Annotated in this window: 15 protein-coding genes and 2 pseudogenes; 13 read left to right on the forward strand and 4 right to left on the reverse strand. The window is 58.5% G+C overall.

The features are described 5' to 3' along the window. Positions 1–76: 76 nt before the first annotated feature. The 3 genes from ACGK9W_RS19255 to ACGK9W_RS19265 are packed head-to-tail and all read left to right on the forward strand — an operon-like array spanning position 77 to position 1,938. Positions 77–1,261, forward strand: coding sequence for a porin (locus ACGK9W_RS19255; RefSeq protein ID WP_405418211.1), 1,185 nt, complete (start codon positions 77–79; stop codon positions 1,259–1,261). A gap of 12 nt (positions 1,262–1,273) precedes the next feature. After that, complete coding sequence (locus ACGK9W_RS19260; protein WP_008170017.1) at positions 1,274–1,588, forward strand: hypothetical protein; 315 nt, start codon at positions 1,274–1,276, stop codon at positions 1,586–1,588. Next, positions 1,585–1,938 carry a cytochrome c5 family protein gene (locus ACGK9W_RS19265; protein ID WP_008170016.1) on the forward strand — a complete coding sequence of 118 codons (354 nt, stop codon included), beginning with the start codon at positions 1,585–1,587 and terminating at the stop codon, positions 1,936–1,938. Before ACGK9W_RS19260 ends, ACGK9W_RS19265 begins: the two co-directional genes overlap by 4 nt. Before the next feature lie 43 nt (positions 1,939–1,981). Here ACGK9W_RS19265 and ACGK9W_RS19270 read toward each other — a convergent pair whose 3' ends face one another. Then, positions 1,982–2,287: a helix-turn-helix transcriptional regulator gene (locus ACGK9W_RS19270; RefSeq protein WP_008170014.1), complete on the reverse strand. Its 306-nt coding sequence runs from the start codon at positions 2,285–2,287 to the stop codon at positions 1,982–1,984. A 224-nt stretch (positions 2,288–2,511) separates the two neighbouring features. On the opposite strand from ACGK9W_RS19270, the gene ACGK9W_RS19275 reads away from it, so the two are divergent. From ACGK9W_RS19275 to ACGK9W_RS19295, 5 genes are all read left to right on the forward strand, one after another. Further along, the gene (locus ACGK9W_RS19275) at positions 2,512–2,715 is read left to right on the forward strand and encodes a DUF2892 domain-containing protein (protein WP_053113999.1); all 204 of its coding nucleotides are present in this window, start codon (positions 2,512–2,514) and stop codon (positions 2,713–2,715) included. A gap of 18 nt (positions 2,716–2,733) precedes the next feature. Then, positions 2,734–5,196: an RND family transporter gene (locus tag ACGK9W_RS19280; protein WP_405418217.1), complete on the forward strand. Its 2,463-nt coding sequence runs from the start codon at positions 2,734–2,736 to the stop codon at positions 5,194–5,196. Then, positions 5,193–6,041: an outer membrane lipoprotein-sorting protein gene (locus ACGK9W_RS19285; protein ID WP_405418220.1), complete on the forward strand. Its 849-nt coding sequence runs from the start codon at positions 5,193–5,195 to the stop codon at positions 6,039–6,041. Before ACGK9W_RS19280 ends, ACGK9W_RS19285 begins: the two co-directional genes overlap by 4 nt. A 31-nt stretch (positions 6,042–6,072) precedes the next feature. Beyond that, entirely contained in the window at positions 6,073–7,482 is a 1,410-nt protein-coding gene (locus ACGK9W_RS19290) for a hypothetical protein (protein ID WP_405418223.1), read from the forward strand. A gap of 75 nt (positions 7,483–7,557) precedes the next feature. After that, the gene (locus ACGK9W_RS19295) at positions 7,558–7,944 is read left to right on the forward strand and encodes a DUF302 domain-containing protein (protein ID WP_092033463.1); all 387 of its coding nucleotides are present in this window, start codon (positions 7,558–7,560) and stop codon (positions 7,942–7,944) included. A gap of 111 nt (positions 7,945–8,055) precedes the next feature. Here ACGK9W_RS19295 and ACGK9W_RS19300 read toward each other — a convergent pair whose 3' ends face one another. Continuing rightward, positions 8,056–9,171 (reverse strand): phosphatidylserine/phosphatidylglycerophosphate/cardiolipin synthase family protein, encoded by a 1,116-nt coding sequence (locus ACGK9W_RS19300; protein WP_008170004.1) that lies wholly within the window; start codon positions 9,169–9,171, stop codon positions 8,056–8,058. A gap of 2 nt (positions 9,172–9,173) precedes the next feature. Next, positions 9,174–10,214 carry a type II glyceraldehyde-3-phosphate dehydrogenase gene (locus ACGK9W_RS19305; RefSeq protein ID WP_092033469.1) on the reverse strand — a complete coding sequence of 347 codons (1,041 nt, stop codon included), beginning with the start codon at positions 10,212–10,214 and terminating at the stop codon, positions 9,174–9,176. A 374-nt stretch (positions 10,215–10,588) separates the two neighbouring features. Between ACGK9W_RS19305 and ACGK9W_RS19310 the strand changes: the two genes are divergently transcribed. The 4 genes and pseudogenes from ACGK9W_RS19310 to dmeF form a co-directional block, all read left to right on the forward strand. After that, complete coding sequence (locus ACGK9W_RS19310; protein WP_405421111.1) at positions 10,589–12,889, forward strand: copper-transporting P-type ATPase; 2,301 nt, start codon at positions 10,589–10,591, stop codon at positions 12,887–12,889. A gap of 100 nt (positions 12,890–12,989) precedes the next feature. Beyond that, positions 12,990–13,997: a hydroxyacid dehydrogenase gene (locus ACGK9W_RS19315; protein ID WP_008169999.1), complete on the forward strand. Its 1,008-nt coding sequence runs from the start codon at positions 12,990–12,992 to the stop codon at positions 13,995–13,997. A 229-nt stretch (positions 13,998–14,226) separates the two neighbouring features. After that, positions 14,227–15,810 carry a BCCT family transporter gene (locus ACGK9W_RS19320; RefSeq protein WP_008169995.1) on the forward strand — a complete coding sequence of 528 codons (1,584 nt, stop codon included), beginning with the start codon at positions 14,227–14,229 and terminating at the stop codon, positions 15,808–15,810. Positions 15,811–16,120: 310 nt separating this feature from the next. Next, positions 16,121–16,765 (forward strand): annotated as a pseudogene (gene dmeF, locus ACGK9W_RS19325) (CDF family Co(II)/Ni(II) efflux transporter DmeF); the annotation flags it as partial. A gap of 66 nt (positions 16,766–16,831) precedes the next feature. Here dmeF and ACGK9W_RS19330 read toward each other — a convergent pair. Next, a pseudogene (locus ACGK9W_RS19330) lies at positions 16,832–16,933 on the reverse strand (metal-sensing transcriptional repressor); the annotation flags it as partial. Between the two features lie 80 nt (positions 16,934–17,013). Between ACGK9W_RS19330 and ACGK9W_RS19335 the strand changes: the two are divergent. Further along, positions 17,014–17,397, forward strand: coding sequence for a hypothetical protein (locus ACGK9W_RS19335; protein ID WP_273085705.1), 384 nt, complete (start codon positions 17,014–17,016; stop codon positions 17,395–17,397). Position 17,398 lies beyond the last annotated feature (1 nt).

A 17,398-nucleotide genomic window follows, 5' to 3' on the forward strand; every position in this document is an offset into this window, starting at 1 on the left:
ATCGATGGCTTTATTCGAAAGCCTTTTTCCGGAACAGCTATATACGTCTCTTCATCTAACCCAGAAGGGTGCACCTATGAAAAAACTCCATTTTATTAAGCTGTCGCTGGCAGCCTCCGTATTCGCAAGCGGGGCCGCGATCGCAAACGAAGACACCGAATCAAAAATTGCCAACCTTGAGTCGCAGATCGCGGCACTGCGGGAGGATGTAAAGAGCAACAACCTCGATACGCTGTCCAAGCTGCACATGGCCGGATACGCCAACGTTGATGCCATAGCGGGCTCCGACCTGCAAGAGGATGGTTTTACGGCAGCACGATTTGCGCCGATCTTTCATTTTCAGTTTTCCGACCGAGTGCTGTTTGAAGGCGAGCTTGAAGTCGAGACCGATGAAAACGGTGAAACCGAAATCGCAGCAGAATATGCGACCATCGATCTCATGCTGAACGATTACATGGCGCTGGTGGCGGGCAAGTTCCTGAGCCCGATCGGCCAGTTCCGCCAGAATGTCCACCCAAGCTGGATCAACAAGCTGCCGACCGCGCCCGTGGGCTTTGGTCACGGGGGCGCAGCCCCGCTCTCCGACCTGGGCGTTCAGTTGCGTGGCGGCATTCCGCTGAGCGGGTCGATGCGCGCCAACTATGCGCTGTTCACCTCGAACGGTCCGACCCTTGTTGTTGATGCTGATCCCGGCGAAGAAGTGGAAATTGAACTGGAAACCGAGGCTGCCGCATCCAATGGCGATGGTAATTTCGTCTACGGTGGCCGAGTAGGGTTCCTGCCGGTGCCTGCGCTGGAGCTGGGCCTGTCCGGCGCCCTGGGCAAGATCGGAGTGGCCGAGGGGCACGATGTGTCTGACCTGGCGGCGGGAGAGCCGGACCGTGACTACACAGTCCTGGGTGCGGACGCCGTTTACAACCTTGACACCCTGCAGCTGCGCGGTGAATTCATCCAGCAGACCGTGGGAAGCGAAGCCAACAGCGCGGTTGCCGGTGGCGCGGTGACCGAAGAACTCGAATACACTGCCTGGTATGCGCAGGCGGCCTACCGGGTGCCGGATACCAAGTGGGAAGGCGTTGTCCGCATAGGTGACCTGGACACCCCGGGTGCCGATGCAAACCGCTCCCAGTGGTCTGCAGGGGTGAATTACCTGTTCGCAAACCACGTTATCATCAAGGCGGCCTACACCGTGGATGATTACGATGACAACGCTATCGACGATGACGAGCGCTTCAACATTCAGTTGGCTTACGGCTTTTAAGAGGGTATTAACATGAAACTAATGAACCGCAACCTCATCAGTAATGCTGCACTCATGGCTGCGCTTTTCTTCGGTGGCGCAGGTTCAGCCGCTGCCCAGGACGCCGACGATCCCATGGCGTTCGTCCGGGGCGCCCAGTCATGGGCCGACAACTGCGCACGGTGTCATAACATGCGCGACCCGGCCGAGTTCCGTGACGATTTCTGGGAGCCATCCGTGCTTCACATGCGTCTCAGAGCGGGCTTAACCGGGCAGGAAACAAGGGATATCCTGACCTTCCTCCAGAAAGCCAATGATCCGGCAGATAATAAGGGGGAGAATAAATGAAACGATCGTCTTTTCTGATCGCCAGCCTGGTCGCCGGGAGCTTTGCCTACTCAGGCGGAGCCGCGGCTCAGGCGGACAGCGTGGAAGCCGGCGAAAAGCTCTATAACTCCACCTGCGTTGCCTGCCATGGCGCAGACGGAAAGGGCAAGCTGCCCGGCGTTCCTGACTTCACAAAGAGCGATGGCCGGCTGACCAAGAGTGACGATGTATTGGTTACCAATATCATGGAGGGTTTCAAGAGCCCCGGCTCATCCATGGCGATGCCCGCCAAGGGTGGCATCAGCTCATTGACCAAGGAGCAGGCGGAGGCCATGGTTCTATACATGCGCCAGGCCTTTGCCAGCAATTAGTAGTTGAAGTAGGGCAACTCGAAACTCCTTGTTGCCCTACTTCTTAGCATGCGTCGTTATCGCAGAACAGCTCATACAGAACTTCTATGATCCGGCGCGCCTCCTCTCCCGCCAGGGAGTAGTGTATGGTCCGCGCTTCGCGGCGCGCAGATACCAGGCCGTCCTTGCGCAGCAGGGCGAGTTGCTGGGAGACGGCCGCCTGGCGCATCTCCAGTGCATCCGCAAGTTCGCTCACCGCCTGCTCGCCGTCGACCAGTTGGCAGAGGATCATCAGCCGGCTCCGCCCGGAGAGGGCCTTTAGCAGATTGGTGGCCTGATCCGCCGCTTCCGACATCTGATTTTTATTCATACATTCATAGCTCTGCAATCGTGAATATGTTAGGCTTGGTTCAGATGATCGGCTGCTCTTGGCCAGGTAGTCAAGTGTTGCCCGTCGTCGTCTGGCAGGCCCCGGCTCTCCATGGCCCGGCACGTGGCCATGCCAGGTATTGTGTACGGGTGCTTTCAGTGCAGCCAGCGCAGTGCGCAATCTGCTGAAAGTGCCGGAACGCGCTACTATAACAGGAGGGGCATATGTCTATCGACCGCCTTGTACTCGCCTTCGCAGGATCTTTCATTCTTGTAAGTCTGGCTCTCTCCCAGCTCCACTCGCCTTACTGGCTGTGGTTCACCGCGTTTGTGGGCGCCAACATGCTGCAGGCTGCCTTCAGCGGATTCTGCCCTCTGGCGAAGATCCTCAAGGCCCTGGGCAAGAAGCCCGGCGCCGCCTTCGACTGACTTGCGGAGGCGCTGTCAATGGCTGAAAACACCGAGAGTTCGTGGCTACAGTTCGCCACTGACCGTCCTCGACTGACCGTTTGGGCCATGGTGGTTGTCACGCTGGTGCTGGTGGCGCTGGCGGCGCTGCCAAGCGTCTGGCCCGAGCGGTTTGGTCTGCTTAATCCGCTGACCATCGATACCGACCCCGAGAACATGCTCTCTTCCGACGAACCCGTGCGCGTTTTCCACGACGACATGAAGGAGCAATTCTCGCTTTATGACATGGTCGTGGTGGGTGTGGTCAACGAAAGCAACCCTGACGGGGTATTCAATGTCGGTTCGCTGCGGCGCATCTATGAGCTGACGGAGTATGCCAGTACGCTCAGGTGGCCCGATCCGGACAACCCGGGCCGGCAGGAGGGCGTGGTCGAGGAGGATATGCTCGCGCTCTCGCGGGTCGACAACATTGAGCAAGAGGGGGTCGGCTCGGTTCGTTTCAGCTGGCTCATGCCAGAGCCGCCGGATACCCGCAACCAGGCGCTCGCTATTCTTGAGCGGGCGCAACGCATTCCGCTGTTCGACAATACCCTGGTCAGCGCCGATGGTAAGGCAGTCGCCCTTTACCTGCCGCTGACCAGCAAGGACATGAGTTACCGGGTCCGCGAAGCCCTGCTTGACAAAGTCGCTGGCTGGAAGGATACCGGCGATCAGGTCTACATCACCGGGCTGCCCGTGGCGGAGGACACCTTTGGTGTGCAGATGTTCTATCAGATGGCGATCTCGGCGCCACTGGCAATGCTGGTCATCTTCCTGGTGATGTGGTGGTTCTTCCGCCACGTCCGGCTCATTACCTCGGCGATGATCGTGGCCATGGTGGCGGCCGCGAGCACCATGGCGCTGCTGGTGATCAGCGGCAGCACCGTCCACATCATGAGCTCGATGATCCCCGTATTCATCATGCCCATTGCGGTGCTGGACGCGGTGCATATCCTCTCGGAATTCTTCGACCGCTATCCCCTGCATCGTGACCGCCACCGGGCCATCCGGGAGGTTATGGGGATACTGTTCAAACCGATGCTGTTCACCACCCTGACGACGATGGCGGGGTTTGCCTCACTGGCACTCACCCCGATCCCGCCCGTTCAGGTGTTCGGCATCTTTATCGCGATTGGTGTGTTCCTGGCCTGGTTGTGCACGGTGACCTTCATTCCGGCTTACATCATGCTGATGCCGGAGCGGCGGCTCACCGGCTTCGGTCACGCCGCCGGGGACCCGGACCAGGATACGGTCATGGGGCGCTGGCTGCGTCGCCTCGGCGAGGGCGTGGTCAGCCACGCCAGGGCGGTGCTGGTGGTTACCATGGTCGTGGTGGTGGCCGCCGGTTATGGCATCAGCCTGATCCGCATCAACGATAACCCGGTCAAGTGGTTCGAGCCCGAGCACCCCATCCGGGTGGCAGACCGGGTGCTCAACGAACATTTCGGCGGCACCTACATGGCCTATCTGGCGCTGGTTCCGGAGGGGGATAACGCGGCCCAGGACAACCAGATCTTCAAACGCCCCGAAGTCCTGCGCTACATCGCCAGGTTGCAGCAGCGGCTGGGCGAGACCGGCGTGGTCGGCAAGTCCAACTCCGTCGCCGATCTGGTCAAAACCGTTCACCGCGAACTGCTGGGCGGCGATGCCGGAGCCTTTCGCATTCCGGACAGTCCGGCGGCGGTTGCGCAGACCCTGCTCACCTACCAGAATGGCCACCGCCCCCAGGATCTCTGGCACTTCGTTACCCCCGACTACCGCCGTGCCAGCATCTGGGTTCAGCTTACCAGTGGCGACAACCGGGATATGAGCCGGGTGGTTCAGGCGCTCGACGACTTCATCGCGGCCAACCCTCCGCCTGCGTCGATCCAGGCACGCTGGTTTGGTCTTAACTACATCAATGTGGTCTGGCAGGACAAAATGGTCAGCGGCATGGCCATGGCCCTGTTCGGCAGTTTCGTGGTCGTGCTCCTGCTGATGGCCTTATTGTTCCGCTCGCTGCTCTGGGGACTGCTGTGCATGATTCCCCTGACCGTGACCATCGGGGCCATCTATGGTCTGATCGGTATCATCGGCAAGAACTACGATATGCCGGTCGCCGTGCTGAGCGCCCTGAGTCTGGGGCTCGCCGTGGACTACGCCATCCACTTCCTGGCCCGCGCCCGCGCCACCCAGGCTGAGACAGGCTCCTGGCGTCGCTCGGTGGCGCCGATGTTCGGCGAGCCGGCACGGGCGATAACCCGCAACGCCATCGTACTTGGCGTTGGTTTCCTGCCGCTGCTGGCCGCACCGCTCGTGCCCTACCAGACGGTGGGGGTATTTATCGCGGCCATTCTGTTGACCGCCGGCCTGAGCACACTGCTGATCCTGCCGGCACTGGTAACCCTGCTGCAACGATGGCTGTTTCCCGGTGCCCGCAGGGCCGCCCCGAATCCGCAAAACCAAGAGGAAGGCGTGCAATGAGTAGATACTGGCCTGTTACCCTGTTCCAAAAGCTGACCCTGGTGGTGATCGCGCTGGGCATCACGCCCATTGCCCTGGCCCAGGATGCCGGTGGTGCGCCTTCGGTGGAGCGTATTGTCAACCGGGCCAATATGGTCTCCTACTTCCAGGGGCGTGATGGCCGCGCCAGGGTTGCCATGACCATCACTGACCGCCAGGGGCGTACCCGCAGTCGCGAGCTTACCATTTTGCGGCGGGACGGCCCGGAGACAGATGCCATTGAGGGGAGCGCCTATCGTGGCGAGCAGAAGTACTATGTCTATTTCCGGCGGCCGGCGGATGTGAGCCAGATGACGTTGCTGGTGTGGAAACACCAGGACCGGGACGACGACCGCTGGCTGTACCTGCCGGCGCTGGATCTGGTTAAGCGAATTGCCGCCTCCGACAAACGCACCAGCTTCGTCGGCTCGGATTTCTTTTACGAGGATATCTCCGGGCGCAGTATTGATGCCGACAGCCATGAGCTGATCGAGACCACAGACAACTACTACGTAGTGCGCAACACACCCAGGCGGCCCGGGGAGGTTGAGTTCGCCTACTACGATGTCTATATCCACAAGCAGTCGTTCTTGCCGGTTCGCACCGAGTATGTCGACGACAGTGGCAACCTCTACCGGCGTTACACCGCGCTGGCGGTGGAGAAGGTGCAGGGTTACCCCACGGTCGTCAAGGCGAGGATGGAGAACCTGCGCAGCGGCGGCACCACGGAGCTGACCTACACTGGCATTGACTATGACCTGGGCCTGCCGGAAGACGTCTTCTCGGAGCGCTACCTGCGCCGGGCACCAAAGGAGTACTTGCAGTGACCACCGGTGCACTGAGGGCAGGAGGGCGTGGATGAACACCAGAAGCCTGCTCTGGGGCATGTTGCTGGCGGGTATCGTTCTCGGTGCAGCGCCCGGGGCGCTATGGGCGGCCGCGCCCGAGCTGCCGGAGGGGCTGGGTGCGCCCGCCAGCGATACCGCGGAACCGGCCCTGCCAGCGGGCCTCGGGGGTGAGGCCGGGGCAGAACAGACCACCGACCGACCGGCTGCGGCGGCGCTGCCATTTCGTCTGCGCGGCTTCTGGGAGGCCCGCGGCGGAACCCGGCTGGGCGATGATCCCCGCCAGCGCGATCTCTCCATCGCCGAAACCCGGTTGCAGCTCGAGGCGGAGAAGTATTTCCGGGGAGCAACGTTGCGCCTTACCGGCGATTTTCTCTATGACGACCTGGACGATGATCGGTCGGTGGACCTGGAATCGGGTGAGGGCGCCTTCGACCTGCGCGAGGCCAGCCTGGTGTTTTCGCCGAGCGCGGACACCGATGTCAAGCTGGGGCGCCAGATACTCACCTGGGGAACCGGCGACCTGGTGTTCATCAACGATCTGTTTCCCAAGGACTGGGTCTCGTTTTTTATCGGCCGCGATGTGGAGTACCTCAAGGCGCCCTCGGACGCGCTGAAGGTCTCGGCTTTTTCCAGCTGGGCCAATCTTGACCTTGTCTACACCCCCCGGTTTGACGCTGATCGCTTCATCGACGGCCGCCGTCTCTCTTTCTTCAACACAGGGCAAGGGCGGCTGACCGGGCGCAATGCGGTTGTACTGGCGGACCGCCCGGCGGACGCGTTCGAAGACGACGAGTGGGCCGCCCGGCTGTACCGTAACCTTGGCGCCTACGAGGTCGCGCTCTACGGCTACGACGGCTTCTGGAAGAGCCCGGCCGGGGCTGATCCGGCCAGCGGTCGGGCCAGGTTTCCTCCGCTGTCGGTGCTCGGCGCCAGCCTGCGCGGGCCGGTGGGGGCCGGCATCGGCAACGTCGAGCTGGGCTATTACGATTCCCGCGCAGACCGCGATGGCGACGATCCCACAGTACGCAACAGCGAGCTGCGCCTGCTGCTCGGCTATGAGCAGGAAATTGCCCGTAACCTGACCCTGGGCCTGCAATACTACCTTGAGCGCATGGGCGAGTTTGAGGCCTACCGGCGGGCCTTGCCCCCTGGTGCCCCGGTGCGGGACGAGAATCGCCACGTCCTCACCCAGCGGCTTACCTGGCTGACACACAGCCAGAATCTGGAGTGGTCGTTGTTCCTGTTCTACTCGCCCTCGGACCGGGACGCGTACCTGCGCCCCCGGGTGGGCTATCAGGTTGATGATCATCTCTCTGTTGAAGCCGGCGGAAACCTGTTTTTCGGCGCCCGGGAGGAAACCTTCTTCGGTCAGTTTCAGGACAACAATAACCTGTATCTGGGGGTGCGCTATGGGTTCTGAAAAGGTTAGATGTTGATATCGAAGGGCTGGCTACTGTAGGCCTTACTCGGTTTACCCAAAGAAAAGGAGATGTATATGTCTTACACAATGAATCGCGTAATTCAGAATGTGGATTTCGAGACCGTGGATGAGCGAACCCGTAAGGCCCTGGCCGATCAGGGATTCGGGGTTTTGACGGAGATAGACGTCAAGGCCACCATGAAAAAGAAACTGGACAAGGACATGCCCGCCTACCGAATTCTCGGTGCCTGCAATCCGGCCATGGCCTGGGAAGCGATTGGCGTGGAACCCCGGGTAGGCGCTATGTTGCCGTGCAATGTCATCCTGCGCGAGACCCCGGAGGGCGTTGAAGTCAGTGCGGTTGATCCCGTGTTATCCATGACAGCGATCGATAATGAGCAACTCAAGCATATTGCGGGTGAGGTGAGAGATAGGCTGTCGGAGATTATCAAGGCGGTATGACTCGACTCGCACCAAAGCACTCGCTGCGTCCTTAATCATTGCCGCACCGGGTGGCTGGGCCCCTGGTTCGGCATACCAGGCAAGCTGAGCCCCGATCTGCGTGGGCCCACGTCAAAGCCACTTGCGTAGCAACAGGCCAAGCGTGTCATACACGGCTTTTATGAAGCCGCGGTGTTTCCAGGCGATGCCAGTGATTTCACTGGCATCCTGCAAGTCAGTTACGAACTCGTTTCTTAACTGGCCATTCAAGGCTTCGTTTGTGGAAATCAGCGTCAGTTCATAGTTAATAAACAAACTTCTGTAGTCGAAGTTCGCGGTCCCTATGCTGCCCCAGGCATCGTCAACGAGCAGTACTTTGGAATGCAATAGCCGGGGTGTGTACTCGAATATGCGAACGCCGTGTTCCAGCAGTTCCCCGTAAATGGCGCGGGCAGCCCATTGTGCGGGGGTCGAGTCGGTCTTTTCGGTGGTCAGGATCCGCACATCGACTCCCCGGCGGGCCGCGAGAGCAAGTTGTTTGCGTAATCCCCGGTCCGGTACGAAATAGGGCGTCGCCAGCCAGATTTTGTCGGATGCTCCGGCCAGTTGGTCTTTGATGGAGCACCGCAGCTGGATGCGGCAGGCGCGTGTGGTATTGGGAGTGATCCGGCTGTCACCGATGGTATGACTCTGTGGGCTCCAGTCAGGGTGACCGCACCAGAAGGCGTCAAACAGAGCGTCAGCCTCCGCCGCCAGAGGCCCCTCGAAGCACACATGCACGTCGCGCCAACGCTTTGGGCCGTAATAGCGCCTCGAGCCTTCGCGATGAATGTTGAAGCCGCCGAGATACGCTGTTTTGCCGTCAATGACCAGCAGCTTGCGATGGTCGCGACGGTTGTAACGCATCGGTTGCCGCCAGCTCCAGCGGTGAAAGCGCTGTAGACGGACGCCGGCGGCCCTGAGCTGGCGCCGGTGCAGCCGCGTAAGGACGCCACTTGAGCCCAGCGCATCAACGTGAATGCGCACGTCGAGGCCTTGGCGAGACTGCTTCATCAGTTCATCAAGCAGTTCAGTCCCCACCTCGTCCGCCGCCAGGATATACGAAGCAAGAAAGATACGCTGGCTGGCGGTACGGACCGAGCGAATCATCTCCGCATAGAGTTCGTCTCCCTCACCGAACAGCCTGAACACACCCTTCACGGCCCCGCCCTCGGGTTCACAGGCGGCGTCGCCGGGGTTGCCGTCCATATCTATAACCCCAAAGAGCCGATACCCAGGCTGTCGTTGGTGTCTCTGATCGACGTTTCCGCATCGGGTTCGGCCCCGGTAAGTGCGCGTATGGCATCGATGGTTTCCGGAACAACAATCGCCTGGTTGTCGACCATATAGGCATAGAACAGCTCATTGCCCTGCACTTTGAGCATGTCTTCCCAAAGCGCGACTTCATACAGGCTGTCGTGAGGCCGGCCAAGGTCGGCCATCAACTCCTTGACGCTGTTGATCGCGCTGAGCCCGTCACTGATCCGGATAAGGGCGATGCGGGAGGAAGTGCGAAACGCGTCGAGCACTTCGTCCTTGCTCGCCTCACGTGTCAGTTGAACGGACCAGTAGTGCAGGTGGGCCAGTGTCTCCGGAACCTTGACCGCCATGGTTACCACATCCAGGTCCGGGTCGACACTTTGGGCATCCGGGCCCTGGTGACTGGGAATCTCCGGCTCTGGCACGAGGGTATTCATGATCCCGCCCTGATGGCTCTCCCAGGGATCGGTGGCCCGGCGCAGAAGGGTTCCCCGTGCCCGGTCCAGCAAGCCGTGGCGTTTGAGCGCTGACAGGGTACGAATGATCGACGTTGTGTTGCACGATACAACGCGCGTGCCGTCACGGCCGACAGCACTCGCGTAATTGGCCTCGGCAACGAATGAATGGCCCGTGCTTTCATGTGTCTCGCCGCCATGAACGATGTACTTGATGCCAAGCCGCCGGTAGATTTCGATATTCTTGCTGGCCAGACGTTTCGGTGTGCAGTCCACGACGATATCCGCAGCTTCAAGTAAGTCATCCAGTGTGCCGGAAACATCAAGCCCGGCTGCGCCCATGGCAACGGCGTGCTCTTCAGTCGCGCCGTACAGGGCATACCCTCTACTCAGCGCTGCTCTCACTCGCCAGTCCTGCGCGACATCAGCTACGCCAGCCACAGCCATGTCTTTTTGTACCGCAACGGCTTGCGCTACCCGTTTGCCGATAACGCCATAACCGTTGACCGCGACGCGAATAATTCTCTGACCGACCATCTTTTGTATCTCCAGCTTCTGAAAAGGGGCGAGCGAACTTTTATGTTGCTTAGTTGACCAGATTATAGGCAAAGACTGAATTTCAGCTGAAAGTCCGGTTTGACGCGTAGCTCAGGGCAATGGCTTTACCGAAAAGTTGATGGTGATCAAAAAAATGCAAAGCACAGAAATGCTTTTCAGGTTCAGTTCATCCGGGCGTAGTGGAATGGAGTGCAGTAGAGGGCAACTACATTGCTTATGACCAGGTCGAACCTTGAGAGGCTCGAATGGTATGAAACCATCGAAAGGATGATCGGAAGATGTCTGCCAAAGAAAATAGTTCTGCTATCAAAGATAGTGCTGGGAAGGAGTCGGAGGGCCAGTATACCTGCCCGATGCATCCGGAGGTCATATCTGATGAGCCTGGGAATTGCCCGAAATGCGGGATGCACCTTGTGCCTCTGGAAAACAATAAAGTGAGTTCTCATTCAGATCACTCTCACCATTGTTCTGGAGATCATGAAAAACCGTCAGGCGACGATCGAACATATGACCGTGTACCACCCGGGTATTCGGGGGTGGTTTACACTTGTCCCATGCACCCTCAAGTCCGACAGACAAAGCCCGGGGCATGTCCTCTGTGCGGTATGGGACTGGAGCAGGAATCGGCCACCGCGGAAGATGAGGGCCCCAACCCGGAGCTGGTGGACTTCTCCCGCCGTTTCTGGGTTGCCTTGGTCTTTACGGTCCCCCTGCTGATTCTGACCATGACCCCCTATGTTGGCATCATGGCCGTTCGCGAATTCTTTGGTGAGCGGGTCTCGCTCTGGATTGAGCTCGTGATCGCCACGCCCGTGATTCTCTGGTCCGGCTGGCCCTTCTTTGTCCGGGGCTACAATTCGTTTCGCACAATGAATCTGAACATGTTCAGCCTGATTGGCATGGGGGTCGGGGCGGCCTACATCTTCAGCATCGTGGCGGTGCTCCTGCCAGGGATCTTCCCGGAAGGCTTCCGGGACTCCGAGGGTAACGTTGGCGTTTATTTTGAGGCGGCAGCCGTTATTGTCACGCTGGTCCTGCTGGGCCAGGTGATGGAGCTGAGGGCCCGTGAGGGCACAGGTAAAGCCATTCGGGCGCTGCTGGATATGGCCGCGAAAACGGCGCGCGTGATCCGGCCCGATGGCACCGAGGAAGAGGTCGCTCTGGAGGATGTGAAGGTCGGTGATCATTTGCGGGTGCGCCCCGGTGACAAGGTGCCGGTGGATGGCGTGGTTGTTGAAGGCCGCTCATCCATCGATGAATCAATGATTTCCGGGGAGCCGGTTCCGGTGGAGAAGGTCGACGGTGACAAGGTAACCGGGGCCACCATCAACGGTACCGGGAGTCTGGTTATGGAGGCGACCCGGGTGGGGGCGGATACCATGCTCAGCCAGATCGTCGAAATGGTCGCCAATGCCCAGCGCAGTCGGGCGCCTATCCAGAAGTTTGCCGATATGGTGGCCGGCAAGTTCGTACCGGCCGTGATTGCCGTGGCGGCCCTGTCCTTCGTGGCGTGGGCCATCTGGGGGCCGGCGCCGGCTCTGTCTTACGCGCTCGTGTCCGCCGTGGCGGTTCTCATCATTGCCTGTCCCTGCGCACTGGGGCTGGCCACACCCATGTCGATCATGACAGCGACGGGGCGAGGCGCCCAGGTGGGTGTGCTGATCAAGAACGCCGAAGCCCTGGAGCGTTTTGCCAAGGTGGACACCCTGATTGTCGATAAAACCGGCACCCTGACAGAAGGCAAGCCAAAGCTGGTGGCCGTGCTGCCGGAATCGAATCATGACGAGACCGAAGTCCTGAGGCTGGCGGCCACGCTGGAGAAGGGGTCGGAGCACCCGCTTGCCGAAGCCATTGTTGCCGGTGCCGAGGCACGCAACGTGACACTCGGCAAGGCCGACGACTTTGAAGCGGTCACGGGCAAAGGGGTTAAAGGGGTTGTTGATGGCAAGCCGGTGGCACTGGGCAATGCCAGGCTGCTGGAAGAACTGGGGCTGGACGGCGGCCATCTGATGGAGGTTGCCAATGCCAGGCGCGACGAGGGTGAAACGGTTATGTTTGTGGTGCTTGAGGGCGCCGTTGCGGGCCTTGTAAGCGTTGCCGACCCCGTCAAGGAAACAACGCCTGCCGCGCTGAGGGCGCTACATGCCGCGGGATTCCGCGTCATCATGGCAACGGGTGACAATGAGCGCACAGCTAAGGCAGTGGCGGGCAAACTCGGTATTGATGAGATTCGCGCCGACGTGCTGCCAGAAGATAAGGCCAGTATCATTCGCGAGCTTCAGAGCCAGGGACGCAAGGTGGCGATGGCAGGGGATGGGGTCAATGACGCGCCTGCCCTGGCCCAGGCCGATGTCGGTATTGCGATGGGAACCGGCGCGGATGTCGCCATTGAGAGCGCAGGCTTTACCCTGGTTAAGGGCAACCTCGACGGTATTGTCCGCGCCAGGCGGCTGTCCCAGGCGACGATGCGGAATATCAAGCAGAATCTGTTTTTTGCCCTGGTCTATAACGGCGCGGGTGTGCCAATAGCTGCGGGCGTACTCTACCCATTTTTTGGCATTCTGATAGGACCGATCTTTGCCGCTTTTGCAATGAGTGCGTCCTCGTTGTCAGTGGTGATGAACTCCCTGCGTCTGCGTCGAGAGAAAGTCTAGGCGCGAAACGACCATATCGATGACCTCAGCACAGGTAGCCCCATCCTGTGGCTACCTGTGCTGAGGTCGGAGTAAAAATGAGTTTGGCCAGGGAAAGCTAATGAAAATTGTGTTCTTTGAGGCAGAGAAGTGGGAGTGCGATATTTTGCAGCAGGCCTGCTGCAATCATGAGGTTGTTTTCACGGACGAGGAACTCGGAACAGGCAACGTTGGGCTATACAGGGACGCCGATATCATCTCCCCCTTCGTTCATTCAGCCCTGAACCATTCGGTCCTGGAGTGCTTTGAACATCTGCAGTTTGTCGCTACCCGGTCGACGGGATACGACCATATTGATCTGGATTATTGTACCAGAAATTCGATTCCGGTCAGCAATGTGCCCGTCTACGGTGACCAGACGGTAGCAGAGCATGTTTTTGCGCTGCTCCTTGCCATTAGCCACAAGATTCCGGAGGCGATCAATCGCACTCGCAAGGGGGATTTCTCACAGAAAGGCCTGCAGGGGTTTGACCTGCAAGGCAAAACCCTGGGGGTGATTGGCACCGGATCTATCGGAAAGCGTGTTGTAGAAATAGCGCAGGGGTTTCGCCTGAACGTTCTTGCCTGCGATCCCAGGCCGGATGACGTATTCGCCGACCGGTATGGCGTGTCTTACGTCGATTTGGATCGTCTTCTTGAGCAGTCCGATGTGGTGACGCTGCACGTACCTGGCAGCAAATCGGCCAAGCATCTTCTGTCGGACAGGGAGTTCGCGCGGATGAAGCGCGGGGTTGTCCTGATTAATACCGCTCGCGGCTCCGTTGTTGATACCCAGGCTTTGCTGTACGCGCTGGCGGATGGGAAAGTGTCGGCTGCCGGTCTTGATGTACTGCCGGATGAGCCCTCCATCAGGGAGGAGGCGGAATTGATCCGCTCCTTTTTTGACAAGAAACATGATCTGGAAACGCTGTTCGCCAACCATGTTCTTCAGCACATGAGAAACGTCATCGTCACCCCGCACAGTGCGTTCAATACGAAAGAGGCTGTCGAAAGAATCCTCACGACCACCGGCGAAAACATTGTTGGCTTCATTGAGGGTGCACCCCGCAATCTTGTGAACAAACACTGAGCCAGGATGATTTTTTATGCCGATGCTCTATACCTATTTGATCTGGGGTGTGTTGTTGGTGCTGCTGTCGGGATTGGTTCTTGTTGTTACCTGCAATAAGAAGATGCTGAGGATGAGCCTTGGTACCGCTCCCCTGGGGTCGTGAATTCAGATAATAACTGCAGCATTTTTCGTAATTTATACGAGCATCGCTATTGGCAGACCAGGACATAATAAAAGGCTAATCATCATGTGGAACGAAAAAGGCAATAGCCATCTCCAACAACCCATCTTGCCGTCACTATTCAGCATTGGCGCCATTGGTTTGACCCTCGCTGGCGCGCTGATCTGGCAGTCTGAGTTTGCGTATGCGCTTGATTATGTTTCCTCGTACGTGGATGGTCTGCTGCGCTGGTGGTATGTGGCACTGGTTGCGTTTCTGACGGCATTTGTTATTTGGCTAGGGCTGGGGCGTTACAAGAACGTGCGCCTTGGTAAAGACTACGAACAACCGGAATACCGGCTTTTTCCCTGGTTGGCGATGCTGTTTGCGGCCGGCACGGGTGTGGGGCTGCTGTTCTGGAGCATCGCCGAGCCAATCATGCACTTTCAGGGTAACCCTTTTACTTCGGAGGGCTTTACTCCCTCCGCTGCGTCTACTGCAATTCAATTGTCGTTTTTCCACTGGGGGCTGAACGGATGGGCTATTTTTGCGTTGGTCGCGATTGCATTCGGATACTTCAGCTATCGCCATGATCTCCCGCTCGCGCCTCGATCAGCGCTGTACCCGTTTATTGGTGAAAGAATCTTTGGCTTTTGGGGGCACGTCGTTGACGCGCTCGCTGTTTTTGCGACTGTATTTGGTCTGGCGACGACGCTGGGGCTGGGAGCCCGTCAGACTGGCACGGGGCTCAAGTGGCTTTTCTCCGTGGAGGCGTCTCTTTGGGTGGAGCTGTCGGTGGTCGCCGTGGTTACTGTAATCGCGACGATTTCGGTGGTTTCTGGGGTCAGGCGGGGCGTGAAAATATTGAGTGAGGTAAATCTTTGGCTAACGCTGATTTTACTCGCCGCCTTTATGATTATTGGCCCCTTTGATTACATGGCAGGGTTGTTGGTGCAGGAAATTGGCGGTTACCTGGATAGTCTATTGATCATGACATTCTATGTTGGCGCCAATGAACCGGGAAATTGGCAATCGACCTGGACGGTGTTTTTCTGGGGCTGGTGGCTGGCCTGGTCACCTTTTGTCGGGTTGTTTATCGCCCGGATATCCCGCGGCCGCACCCTGAGAGAGTTTGTTTTCGGGGTTCTTCTCCTACCAACGCTGGTGACTTTTGTATGGATCTCGGTGATGGGGGGCGCTGCACTCCACAGCGAGCTATTCGGGGGTGGCGGAATTGTTGAGGCGGTCAATAAAGACATCGCCTATGCACTTTTCGCGACCATTGAGCACCTGCAGACGACTGACTCAATTAAATTTTTGATGGGTCTGGTGGCAACGCTCCTTATCAGCATCTACTTTATAACGTCTGCTGACTCCGGCGCATTGGTGGTCAATATCATTTTATCAGGAGGGCAGCTTGAGCCTCCCAAGGCGTCGAGAGCAGGCTGGGCCATTGGCAACGGAGTATTGACCGCGGTATTGCTAGTGGCGGGAGGTATTGCCGTCCTCCAGGATGCGGTCATCCTCGCGGCCCTGCCATTCTCGCTGGTTATCGTTGCTATGACAGCTGGCCTGTTGAAGGCGCTGCATCATGAGCCGCTGACGGCACCCCGGGAGGGTTGTAAGCAACACCGGGCCGCTGAGCCATGGACCGGATCGGATAAGGCATGACTGCACCCCTGAAAAGCTCACAACCAGGTTCAGCGACATGACCCCTGGCCCCGTGAGCGCAGGGCTGATGAGGTCTTCCAGATCGTAAGCCATGTTGGAAAGCGATAGCACCTTGGTTTACTCGTCTTCATCGGGGGGAGGGTGAGAGTATGCCGAATTGGACACTGCCCCCTCTGTCAAGGTTGTTGAAGCCATCTGGCTACAGTAGCATTCTCATGCCATCCCCCCAGGGGGGATAGGCCAAAAGCTGGTTTTGACCCTGGCCGGGATCGTTTATGGCTCAATGGCTTTGCTGGCTGATGGCCTGCACATGGGTTCGCACGCGGTGGCTCTGGGTATTGCCGCCTTCGCCTATGCGTATGCCAGGAAAAACGCGGGCAGCGCCAGGTTCTCTTTCGGGACGGGGAAGGTCAATGCGCTGGGCGGCTTTACCGGCGCGATTCTGCTGGCTGTCTTTGCGCTCTACATGGTCATCGAGAGCGTCGGGCGTTTTATTCAGCCCGTCCCCATTTCTTTCGATGGGGCTATTTTTGTGGCCATCATTGGCCTGGTGGTCAACGGGGTGTCAGCCTGGATACTGGGGGATGCAGGCCATGATCATGGTCACAGTCACGGCCATGATCACGGTCACCACCATCATCACCATGACCACAACCGCCGTGCGGCCTACCTTCATGTACTTGCGGATGCGCTGACGTCAGTCCTTGCTATTGTTGCCCTTCTGGCGGGTAAATATGCCGGGTGGAACTGGATGGACCCGATGATGGGGATTATCGGTGCGATTCTGGTAACCCGTTGGTCCTGGCATCTGCTGAAAGAGACCTCAAAGGTCCTCCTCGACGAGCAGCATCAGGACATGGAGGAAACCGTCAGACAGGCCGTCGAAGACGACGATGCCAAAGTCAGTGATCTGCATGTGTGGGCGATAGGCCCAAACATTCATGCGGCTATTGTCTCAGTCGTCTCGCATCAGCCCGAGTCGCCTACAGTCTATAAAAAGCGCATTCAGGCACACTGCCAGTCCCTGGTCAATCATGCCAATCACGCTTTCAAGATGGCCGTTTGCCCGCTTCAGACGTTTGATAATGTTCGGGTGAGATTGATGCGTGTGATCATTTACCATTTTTAATTCCTATCCCCCACGGGGGGATGGTATCCTCCGTTCTCGTTGAAATCCAACCACAGACTCGACGCAGTAGATTGATGATTTCGGCCATTCACCCGAGAAAACTGCTTCCAACGCTCGTCATACTCCTTGCATTGGCGGGCCTGTCACTGTCGGTGATTGGCGAGTCATTCTCTCATGGTGTGGCCAACTTGGCAGGCGACTGGGAATCGCAGTTTGACGGCCAAGCGAGCAGTCATGGTGCGCATGGACACACCCATGATTTTGACGAAGAGCCAGAGACATCATCAGTGCATCATGATGCTGGCAATCATACCCACGAGACAGTGGACCAGCTAAGGGTTCCCCTTATTTCCCAAAGCCTGACCGTTCTCCGGCAGCCCGTGCCCTTTGCCGATGATTTCCCCCGCAGCTTGCGCTATCGGCTCGAACGCCCTCCAAAAGCACTCCTTCCTGCTTGAT

The sequence above is a fragment of the Marinobacter flavimaris genome, assembly GCF_045057155.1.
GTDB classification, from domain to species: domain Bacteria; phylum Pseudomonadota; class Gammaproteobacteria; order Pseudomonadales; family Oleiphilaceae; genus Marinobacter; species Marinobacter manganoxydans.